This is a genomic window from Nocardioides sp., from assembly GCF_035697785.1.
Taxonomy (GTDB): Bacteria; Actinomycetota; Actinomycetes; order Propionibacteriales; family Nocardioidaceae; genus Nocardioides_B.
In genome coordinates this window covers 1-10,573 of the sequence record NZ_DASSCL010000081.1, presented here as the reverse complement: position 1 = coordinate 10,573, position 10,573 = coordinate 1, and the positions used below count along the sequence as shown (strand labels likewise).

The window sequence follows — 10,573 nt, the reverse complement described above, 5'->3', positions numbered from 1 at the left end:
GTCCAACGACATCAAGGACGACAGCGTCCAGTCCAAGGACATCAAGAACGACACGATCAAGCAGCGCGACCTCTCCGAGGGTCTCAAGGACAAGGTCAACCGGACCGGCGCCCAGGGCCCGGCTGGGCCCCGCGGCCCACAAGGCCCGGCCGGTCCCGCTGGCACGAACGCCAACATCGACGCGATGCTCGCGGGCGAGGACGCCACCTGGACCGCGAACGGGGCCTCCTCGTTCTCCGGCTACGCCGTGACACTGGTCACCGACGGCACGGGTGATGGCACCTCGGTCGAGACCACCGACTTCAACCACCCGGTGCAGGCCGGGGACATGATCTCGTTCGAGTTCCAGCTCAAGGACGGTGCCCAGTGCACCGCCGGTGCGCCCCGCATGTTCGTGACGGTCAACGACACCACCTCGGCCAATTCATGGGACCAGAACATCGACGCTGGCGAGCAGTGCGGCGACCCCGAAGGCGAGGTCGTCTTCACCGCTCCCGCCACAGGCACCATCACCGACGTCGGGTTCGTGTACGACGCCCCCGGTATCGCAGGCACCGTTTACATCACCGACGTCCTGGTCGACGGGCTTCCTGTCTTCCTGGGCTGATTGATCGACACCACCAGTTGAGCTAGCTGGTCCTTGCCGGGGCCGGGCGAGTGACGTCGCGCAGGTGCAAGACACCGCACCACGACAGGAGCACCTGCTCCCACTCTTCCGGCCCCGTCTCTGTGCCGCTGTGGTCGGCGCACCGTGACATGCTGCGGGGCGTGTCCTTGCGGATCCATCGCGCTGAGCGAACCGACCTGCTCGCGGACGGCCTCGCCGAGCTGTTGGCCGATCCGTTGGCGGACCCGTTCGCCGAGGAGGTCGTGGTCGTGCCGGCGCGCGGCGTGGAGCGGTGGCTGACGCAGCGGCTGTCCCACGGGCTGGGTGTCGGGGCACGCGGCGGCGACGGGGTGTGCGCGGGGGTTCGGTTCCTCAACCCGCACTCGCTGGTCGCGATGCTGCTGGGCAAGGAGCGCGACGACCCGTGGGACCCCGACCGGTTGGTGTGGCCGCTGCTCGGCGTCATCGACGGCTCCCTCGACGCACCGTGGTGCGCGACGCTGGCCACCCACCTCGGGCACGGGCTCGACGGGGACGAGGGCGAGCTGCGACGCAGCCGGCGGTACTCCGTGGCGCGGCGGCTGGCCGGCCTGTTCGCGTCGTACGCCGTGCAGCGGCCCGGCCTGGTCACCGACTGGCGCGAGGGGCGAGACACCGACGGCTGCGGAAACCCGGTCGACACGGACCTCGCCTGGCAGCCCGAGCTGTGGCGCCGGCTGGTCGAGCGGGTCGGCGCGCCGCCGCCTGACGTACGTCACGACGAGACCCTGGCCCGACTGCGCGCAGGAGGCGACGGGCTGGACCTGCCGCCGCGGCTGTCACTCTTCGGGCACACCCGGCTGCCGGTGACCGAGGTGGAGCTGCTCGGAGCCTTGGGGGAGCTGCGCGACGTGCACCTGTGGCTGCCGCAGGTGTCCGAGCGGTTGTGGGCGGACCTGGCGCAGGTGTCGTCGGCCGGCCCGGTGCCGCGCGTGCACGACCAGTCCATCCGGATGGTCGGGCACCCGCTGCTGGGGTCGCTGGGCCGGGACGCGCGGGAGCTGCAGCGGACGTTGGGGGTGGTTTCGACAAGATCGACCACCCGGCGTGAGGACTCGACCACCGGAGACGGCTCCATGTTGCGGTGGTTGCAGCAGGACCTGCGCGCGAACGCCGAGCCGGGCGCCGGGACCCGGGAGCAGCGCGTCCTGGCTCCGCGGGACCGGTCGGTGCAGGTGCACGCCTGCCACGGCGCGGTTCGCCAGGTCGACGTGCTGCGCGAGGTGCTGGTCGGCCTGCTCCAGGACGACCCGACCCTGGAGCCGCGCGACATCCTCGTGATGTGCCCCGACATCGAGGCTTACGCGCCGCTGATCCAGGCCGGGTTCGGTCTCGCCGACCTGCCAGGCGCCCGCGAGGGGCACCCGGGACACCGGCTCCGGCTGCGGTTGGCCGACCGGGCGCTGTCGAGCACCAACCCGCTGCTCGCGGTGGCCGCGACACTGGCGGAGCTGGCCGGGGGCCGGGTCACGGCAACCGACGTGCTCGACCTGGCGTCGAGCGAGCCGGTGCGTCGCCGGTTCGGGTTCGGCGACGACGAACTCGCCCAGCTGGGGTTGTGGGTCGACGAGGCCGCGATCCGGTGGGGGCTGGACTCCGGCCATCGCGGTGCGTACGGGCTGCGGCTGCCCGACAACACCTGGGAGACCGGGCTCGACCGGATCCTCCTGGGCGTCGCGATGGCCGAGGACGGTGGTCGCGGCGGGGGTGCCGGGACCAGACCGCCCGACGTGCTGCCCGTCGACGACGTGTCCAGCCAGGACATCGACCTGGCCGGGCGGTTCGGGGAGTACGTCGACCGGTTGCGGCGCTTCGTCGAGGCGGCGGATGCCGCGAGCACGATCGGTGCGTGGACGGCCGCGCTGTCCGCCGGCGTGGAACAGCTGACCGACGTACCTCCTCGGGAGGCGTGGCAGCGGGCCCAGTTCGACCGGGAGCTCGCGCGGATCCGTGACTCGGCGGGCGTCCCGACCACCGCGACCGGGTCGGGCAGCGGTGGCTCGGGCACCGGGCTGCTGCTCGCCGACGTGCGGCACCTGCTCGCGCACCGGCTCGGCGGCCGACCGACCCGGGCCAACTTCCGCACCGGCACGCTGACCGTCTGCACCATGGTGCCGATGCGGTCGGTGCCGCACCGCGTGGTGTGCCTGCTCGGCCTCGACGACGGGGTGTTCCCGCGGACCGGCTCGGTCGACGGCGACGACGTGCTGGCGCGGAACCCGCTGACGGGGGAGCGCGACGTGCGAAGCGAGGATCGGCAGCTGTTCCTCGACGCGATCCTGGCCGCCAAGGAGACTCTCGTGGTCACCTACACCGGCGCGAACGAGCACACCGGTGCGGACCGGCCGCCGGCCGTGCCGCTCGGGGAGCTGCTCGACGCGCTCGACGCGACGGCGACGGTCGCGACGGGCTCGGTGCGGGAGCAGGTTCTTGTCCAGCACCCGCTGCAGCCATTCGACGCGCGCAACCTGGTCGAGGGTGCCCTGGTGCCGGACCATGCGTTCAGCTTCGACGGCGCCGCGCTCGCCGGTGCGAAAGCGGCCCGGCGCGCGCGCATCCCGACCACAACCTTGGTCGGCGACCAGTTGCCCGCAAGACCGCCGGCCGACGTGGCGCTCGCGGACCTGCAGGCGTTCCTCGCGCACCCGGTGCGTGCGTTCCTACGGTCGCGGCTCGACGTCACCGCCCCGCTGGAGGCCGAGGAGACGCTCGACGCCATCCCGATCACGTTGGACGGTCTCGCCAAGTGGCAGATCGGCGACCGGATGCTCGCCGGGATCCTTTCCGGCAGGTCGCCGTACGACGCGGCCCACGCGGAACGACTGCGCGGCGTGCTGCCGCCCGGTGCGCTGGGCGACAACGTGCTCTCCGAGGTCGAGGCGGAGCTCAAGCCGATCGCGCTCGGGGCGCTGAAGCTGCGGGGCCTCGACGGGCTCGACCGCCGAGAGCAGCGGTCGCTCGACGTCGACGTCGACCTGGGCGGCGGACGCCGGCTCACCGGCACGGTCACCTCGGTGTGGGGCAACCGGCTGGTGCGGGTGACGTACTCCCGGCTCGCGGCCAAGCACCGGCTCGCCTCGTGGATCGACCTGCTCGCGCTCACCGCGGGTCGTCCCGACGAGAGCTGGACCGCGCACGCCGTCGGCCGGGGGCGCGGGGCGCCCGCCGTCGCCGAGGCGGGCCCGCTCGACCACCGCGCTGCGGGCTGGCTGCGAGACGTGGTCGACCTCTACGACCGGGGCATGCGCGAGCCGTTGCCGTTGCCGGTGAAGAGCGCGTGCGTCTATGCCGAGGAGGCGCGCAAGAACGGTGGCGACTGGAAGGCCAGCAAGGAGTGGGAGACCGACCGGTTCTCGCCGTACGGCATCAAGGGGGAGGACGCCGATCCCGCACACGTCCAGGCGTTCGGCGAGGCCGCTCCGTTCGCGTGCCTGACCACGCCGCCGCGTGACGACGAGGACTGGAACGACGAGCCGCACCGGCTGGGCCGTTTTGCGGTCCGACTGTGGAAGCCGCTGCTCGACGGCGCCGAGCGGGTGACGCACCTGTGAGCGGGGTCTCGACGGGCTCGACCACCGCCGGCGGCTCGACCACCACCCTTGGCGACGTCTTCGACATCTGCGGGCCGCTGCCCACCGGCACCACGCTGCTCGAGGCCAGCGCCGGCACCGGCAAGACGTGGACCATCGGTGCGCTGGTCACCCGGTTCGTCGCGGAGGGGGCGGCCACCCTCGACGAGATGCTGGTCGTCACGTTCGGACGGGCGGCCAGCCAGGAGCTCCGCGAGCGGGTCCGCGCCCAGCTGGTCGAGGCCGAACGGGCGCTCTCGGAGCCGGTGGTCTCGACGGGCTCGACCACTCGCACCAGCGACCTGGTCACGATGCTGCTCGACGCGGCGCCGGAGGAGCGCGCGGTACGCCGGCAGCGGCTGCGCGACGCGCTCGGGGCGTTCGACGGCGCCACCATCGCGACCACCCACCAGTTCTGTCACCTGGTGCTGCGCAGTCTCGGGGTCGCGGGCGACACCGACGCCAACGCCACGCTCGTGGAGGACCTGGAGGACCTGCTGGCCGAGGTCGTCGACGACCTGTACCTGCAGCGCTTCGGCGACCTCGACACCGCCCCGCCGTTCGGTCACGCCGAGGCACTCGCCCTCGCGCGCGAGGCGGCCAACGACCCGCAGGCCCGCCTCGAGCCCACCGACGCCGACCCCGACACGGTCCCGGGCAAGCGGCTGGCGTTCGCCCGGGCGGTGCGCGAGGAGCTCGACCGCCGCAAGCGCCGGCTCGGCGTGCTCAGCTACGACGACCTGCTCTCGCAGCTCGCGCACGCGCTCGCGGACCCCACCGCGCCGGCCCGGCAGCGGATGCGACAGCGCTGGAAGGTGGTGCTCGTCGACGAGTTCCAGGACACCGACCCGGTGCAGTGGCAGGTGCTCGACCGGGCGTTCACCGGGCACGCGCGGATGGTGCTCATCGGCGACCCGAAGCAGGCCATCTATGCGTTCCGCGGCGGCGACGTCACGACGTACCTCCAGGCCGCCGCGACCGCCACCACCCACCAGACGCTCGGCCGCAACTGGCGCAGCGACTCCGAGCTGGTCGACGCGCTGCAGGTGCTGATGGGTGGTGCGGCGCTCGGTGACGAGCAGATCGTGGTCCGCGACGTGGACGCCGAGCACCACGGCAGCCGGCTGGACGGCGCGGGCGCACCGTTCCGGCTGCGCGTGGTCCGCAAGGACGTCCTGCGGGCGAGGAAGGACCTGTCGGTGGCGCAGATCCGGCCGCACCTGTACGCCGACGTCGCCCGCGACATCAAGCGGCTGATCACCTCCGGCGCCACCTTCGACGGCGTGCCGCTGCAGCCCCGCGACGTCGCGGTCATCGCGTACAAGAACGGCGATCTGCAGCAGGTCCAGCGCGCGCTCGCCGAGATCGGCGTACCCGCCGTGGTCGCCGGCAGCGGCAGCGTGTTCGCCACCCCGGCCGCGACCGAGTGGCTGCGGCTGCTGGAGGCGCTGGAGCAGCCGCACCGGTCCGCGCGCGTGCGCAGCGCGGCGCTGACGTCGTTCTTCGAGTACGACGCGCGCACGCTCGACGCCGGCGGCGACGGGCTCACCGACAAGGTCGCCGGCACCGTGCGCGACTGGGCCGAGCTGTTCGCGTCCCGCGGGGTGGCCGCCGTGCTGGAGGCCGCCGTGGCGGCCGGGCTGACGGCGCGCGTGCTCTCCCGGGTCGACGGCGAGCGGCTGCTCACCGACCTGCGGCACGTCGGCCAGTCACTGCACGAGCAGGCGACCACCGAGCGTCTCGGGCTGGTGGCCCTGCTGACCTGGCTGCGGGCGCAGATGGCCGACGACAAGGTCGAGCTGTCCGCCGACCGCACCCGCCGGCTCGACAGCGACGCGGCCGCGGTGCAGCTGGTGACGATCCACGGCAGCAAGGGCCTGGAGTACCCCGTCGTCTACCTGCCGACGCTGTGGGACCGGTACCCCCAGCAGCCGAAGGTGCCGCTGTTCCACTCCGCGGCCGACGATGGTGGGCACCGGTGCATCGACGTCGGCGCTGGCGGACCGCAGTGGAACGCCCACGTCGCGCGCGCCGTCGAGGAGGACGACGGCGAGTCGCTGCGGCTGTTGTACGTCGCGATGACGCGGGCCCGCTCGCAGGTGGTGGCGTGGTGGGCGCCGGCGCCGAAGAACACCCCGTGCTCGCCGCTGCAGCGGATGCTGTTCGGCCGCCGGCCCGGCGACCCGGTGGTCAAGGCCAAACAGGACTTGCACAGCGAGGCCGACGTCGCCCGGATCCTCGACCTGGTCCGTGAGCTCGGCGGTGCGTCCTGGGAGGAGTCCCGGCTGCCCGAGCTCGCGCAGGGTGACCTCGCCGGCGACGAGCGGCCGTTGACGGTGCGGCGGTTCACCCGCGAGGTGGACACGGCGTGGCGGCGGACGTCGTACTCCGCCCTGAGCGCCGCCGCCGCGCCCGACCCGGTGCGCGCCGGCGTGGCCAGCGAGCCGGAGGAGCCACCGAAGGATGACGAGCCGGAGATCGCGGAGCTGGTGGCGGCGACTGGGGTGGTCTCGGCGAGCTCGACCACCCCAGCGGTGCCGTCGCCGATGGCCGGGCTGCCGGTCGGGGCGACGTTCGGGTCGCTGGTGCACGGTGTGCTCGAGCACGCCGATCCGGACGCCGTCGACCTCCACGCGGAGCTCCGGGCGCACATCGAGGAGCAGCTGGTGCGTTGGCCGGTGGCCCTCGACCCCGACGAGCTCGCCGCGGCCCTGGTCGCGGTGTGCAACAGCCCGCTCGGACCACTCGCCGGAGGCCGGACGCTGCGCGGGATCCCGCTCACCGACCGGCTCCGCGAGATGGAGTTCGAGCTGCCGCTCGCGGGCGGCGACGTGCGCGGCTACCCGGCGGACTCGGTGACCCTCGGCGACGTCGCGCCGCTGCTCCGCACGCACCTCCCCGCCGGGGACCCGCTGCTGGCGTACGCCGACGCGCTCGACCATCCCGGTCTCGGTGGTCAGGACCTGCGCGGGTACCTCACCGGGTCGGTCGACGTGGTGCTCAGGGTGACGGGGGAGCAGGGGCCTCGCTACCTGGTCGTGGACTACAAGACCAACTGGCTGGGCGGGCTGCCCGATCAGGAGGACCCGGTTCTCACGTCCGACGACTACCGGCCCGAGCGGCTGGCCGCGGCGATGGGTCACTCCGACTACCCCTTGCAGGCGCTGCTGTACGCCGTCGTCCTGCACCGGTTCCTGCGCTGGCGGCAGCCCGGCTACGACCCCACGGTGCACCTCGGTGGCGTGCTCTACCTGTACCTGCGCGGCATGTGCGGAGCCGACACTCCGCTGGTCGACGGGCAGCCGTGTGGGGTGTTCGCGTGGCAGCCGCCGGGGGCGCTGGTGGAGGCGCTGTCCGACCTGCTCGACGGGAGGCGCGCGGCATGAGCACCGAGGTCTTCGAGGTCACCGACGTCGCCGACCGGCGGCTCGCGCTCTCGGCGAGCGGGCTGCTCGCCGAGGTCAACCGGGCCGGGGTGCTGACCGCCGCGGACGTGCACGTCGCCCGGCGGGTGGGCCGCCTGACACGTGAGTCCGACGAGCGGGTGCTGCTCGCGGCCGCGCTGGCCGTGCGCGCGGTGCGGCTCGGCTCGGTGTGCGTCGGCCTCTCCGCGGTGGCCGAGGTCGCGCCGGACCTGCCCTGGCCGTCGTACGACGACTGGGTGACCGCCGTGGCCGGCAGCCCGCTGCTGGCCGCGGGGGTGCTGCGGTGGGAGTTCGACCTGCTGTACCTCGACCGCTACTGGCAGCAGGAGATCGCGCTGTGCGGTGACCTCGAAGCCCGGACGGTGCAGCCGGTCCCGGCCGTCGACGTGCCACGGCTCGAGCGGGGACTGCCGCGGGTCTTCCCCGGCGAGACCTACGGCGAGCAGCGGGACGCCTCCCTGCGTGCAGCGTCGGCGTGGACGACCGTGCTGACCGGCGGGCCCGGCACCGGCAAGACAACGACGGTGGCCGGTCTGTTGGCACTGCTCGCCGAGCAAGCGGAGGCGGCGGGCGCGCCGACGCTTCGAATCGCGCTGACGGCTCCCACCGGCAAGGCCGCGGCGCGCCTGCAGGAGGCGGTGGCGCGGGAGGTCGCGCGGTTCCCGGCCACGGACCAAGGCCGGCTCGGGCACTTGCAGGCGGTCACCCTGCACCGGTTGCTCGGCACCCGCCGCGACAACGGCACCCGGTTCCGGCACCACCGCGGCAACCGGCTGCCGCACGACGTGGTCGTGGTCGACGAGTCCTCGATGGTCTCGCTGACGATGATGACCCGGCTCGTGGAGGCGGTGCGTCCCGAGTCCCGGCTGATCCTGGTGGGCGACCCCGACCAGCTCGCGTCGGTCGAGGCGGGGGCGGTGCTCGCGGACCTTGTGTCCGGTCTCACTGGGCGCGACCCGAGCCCGGTCGTGCGGCTGGCCACCACGCACCGGTTCGGCGAGGAGATCGGCGCGTTGGCGGGCGCCCTCCGCGACGGGGCCGCGGATGCGGTGCTGGACGTTCTCCGAAGCGGCGCCGCGGAGGTGGAGTACGTCGAGAGCGACGACCCCGGCGCTCCGCTGCGGGCTCGGGTCGTCGAGGCGGCGGTCGACGTACGACGGCACGCCGAGGAGGGTGACGCCACCGCGGCGGTCGCCGCGCTCGACCGGCACCGGCTGCTGTGCGCACACCGCGACGGCCCACACGGCGTACAACACTGGAACCGGCAGGTCGAGCACTGGCTCTCCGAAGAGACCGGGGACCCGCTCTACGAGCCGATGTACGTCGGCCGGCCGCTGCTGGTGACCGCCAACGACTACGGGCTCGGCGTCTACAACGGCGACGCCGGTGTCGTGGTGCGCACCGACGCCGGCCCGCGCGCGTTCGTCAGCGGGTCGCAGGGCCTGGCCGACTTCGCGACCAGCCGGATGAGCGACGTCGAGACGATGTTCGCGACCACGATCCACAAGAGCCAGGGCAGCCAGGCCGAGGAGGTCACGGTGCTGCTGCCGCCGCCGGAGTCCCGGCTGCTCACGCGCGAGCTGTTCTACACGGCGGTCACCCGTGCGCAGCGCAAGGTGCGCATCGTCGGGACCGAGGAGTCGGTGCGGGCCGCGGTCGAGCGGCGGGCGTTGCGCGCCAGCGGGCTGCGGCAGCGGCTGCAGCGCTGAGCACCGCTGCACTCCGAGGGGTCGGGAGGCGCCAGACGGGAGCGCCAGAACTGTCGGTGGTCGGCTCTATCGTCAACCAGGTGTCGAGCAGATGGGGAGAGCCGGCGGAGCGGATCGAGCCCGGGCCCGCCGGGGCGTGGGGAGAGCGGGGTCGGTGCCCGCGCTGCGGCAGCGGGCGGGTGGCCCACCTCGTCTACGGAGTGCCGACCCGGGACGTCATCGACTCGGCGCCCGCCTGGGTCTGGTTCCCCGGCAGCGTCGCCGACGGGCCGGAGGACCGCGACTGCGGGGCTTGTGGCCATGCCTGGGTCAGCGACCGGAGCGTCCGGGCGTAGCCGACGGTTCGGCCGGCGGTTGCGGGTCCGCGCGAGCTGGGGTCGCGTCAGCGGTACCGGACCGGCTCGCCGTCGGCATCGAGGCACCTGGGCCCTCCGATCGTGCGGGGCACCCGGTAGCGGTGCAGCTCGCGACAGGTGAGGAGATCCTGTCCGGACAACACGGCCCGCCAGCGCCCGTTCCAGTGCGCGGCGATCGTGTAGTGGCCACCGGCGTTGCACGAGGCGGGGTCGCCGGCGTGCGCGAACCAGCCCTCGTTGCTGAGCAGGGCGTAACGGCGTGGACCGTACTGCTTGACGGTGATGAGCACCGAGCTGCCGCACTCCGCGCGGCCACCCAGGTCGCGCCAGAGCCGGTCGAGACGCGCGTCGATGAAGCCGCGGAAGGCGGTCGGGGTCCGCTTCAGCTTCCCGAGGTCGTGACCGTGCCGCCAGATGTCCACGCCCTGCCCGGGGTAGACGACGACGTCGGCGGAGGCGTGAGCCTGGTCCGGTCGCTGTGCCTGTGCCGGTGCCGGACCGACGGTTGCCAGCGCAGCCAGGGCTGCGCAGCCGACGAGGAGCCTGGTGACGGGTCGTACGCGTGAGGACATGACGGGTCCTGCTTCCGGATCGGGTCGTCGCCAACAGGCTAGGGCGCGACGATCGCCGGTGACCGAGGAACAGCTGGTAGGTCCCAGCGGGCTCCGGCCGTCTTCAGGAGGAGCGCGGGCGGCTGGTCTTGACCAGCCTGCCGGTGTGGTGGTCTTTCGATGTACCGTTTGGTACATGAACAGGTTCTTCGAGACAAGCAGGCACATCGACGCCCCCGCCCAGCAGGTGTGGGAGGTGTTGTACGACGTCGCCCGGTGGCCGGAGTGGACGCCGACCGTGGACAGCGTTGAGCCCC

Annotated in this window: 6 protein-coding genes and 1 pseudogene; 6 read left to right on the top strand and 1 reads right to left on the bottom strand. The window is 73.3% G+C overall.

What is annotated here, in order from left to right; translation table 11 throughout:
- The 5 genes and pseudogenes from VFH10_RS08385 to VFH10_RS08365 all read left to right on the top strand — a co-directional run.
- Nucleotides 1-607: pseudogene (locus VFH10_RS08385) on the top strand (collagen-like protein); the annotation flags it as partial.
- A 161-nt stretch (nucleotides 608-768) separates the two neighbouring features.
- Nucleotides 769-4,197 carry an exodeoxyribonuclease V subunit gamma gene (gene recC, locus VFH10_RS08380; RefSeq protein ID WP_325127661.1) on the top strand — a complete coding sequence of 1,143 codons (3,429 nt, stop codon included), beginning with the start codon at nucleotides 769-771 and terminating at the stop codon, nucleotides 4,195-4,197.
- Nucleotides 4,194-7,601 (top strand): UvrD-helicase domain-containing protein, encoded by a 3,408-nt coding sequence (locus VFH10_RS08375; protein ID WP_325127660.1) that lies wholly within the window; start codon nucleotides 4,194-4,196, stop codon nucleotides 7,599-7,601. Before recC ends, VFH10_RS08375 begins: the two co-directional genes overlap by 4 nt.
- Nucleotides 7,598-9,349 carry an exodeoxyribonuclease V subunit alpha gene (gene recD, locus VFH10_RS08370; RefSeq protein WP_325127659.1) on the top strand — a complete coding sequence of 584 codons (1,752 nt, stop codon included), beginning with the start codon at nucleotides 7,598-7,600 and terminating at the stop codon, nucleotides 9,347-9,349. Before VFH10_RS08375 ends, recD begins: the two co-directional genes overlap by 4 nt.
- 80 nt (nucleotides 9,350-9,429) lie before the next feature.
- A complete protein-coding gene (locus VFH10_RS08365) occupies nucleotides 9,430-9,684 on the top strand; it encodes a hypothetical protein (protein WP_325127658.1) in 255 nt (84 codons plus the stop codon).
- Nucleotides 9,685-9,731: 47 nt separating this feature from the next.
- On the opposite strand, the gene VFH10_RS08360 is transcribed toward VFH10_RS08365, so the two are convergent.
- Nucleotides 9,732-10,277 (bottom strand): hypothetical protein, encoded by a 546-nt coding sequence (locus VFH10_RS08360; protein WP_325127657.1) that lies wholly within the window; start codon nucleotides 10,275-10,277, stop codon nucleotides 9,732-9,734.
- On the opposite strand from VFH10_RS08360, the gene VFH10_RS08355 reads away from it, so the two are divergent.
- Nucleotides 10,276-10,573, top strand: a 298-nt coding sequence (locus VFH10_RS08355; RefSeq protein ID WP_325127656.1) for an SRPBCC family protein, incomplete at its 3' end; no start/stop codon positions are given. The genes VFH10_RS08360 and VFH10_RS08355 overlap by 2 nt on opposite strands.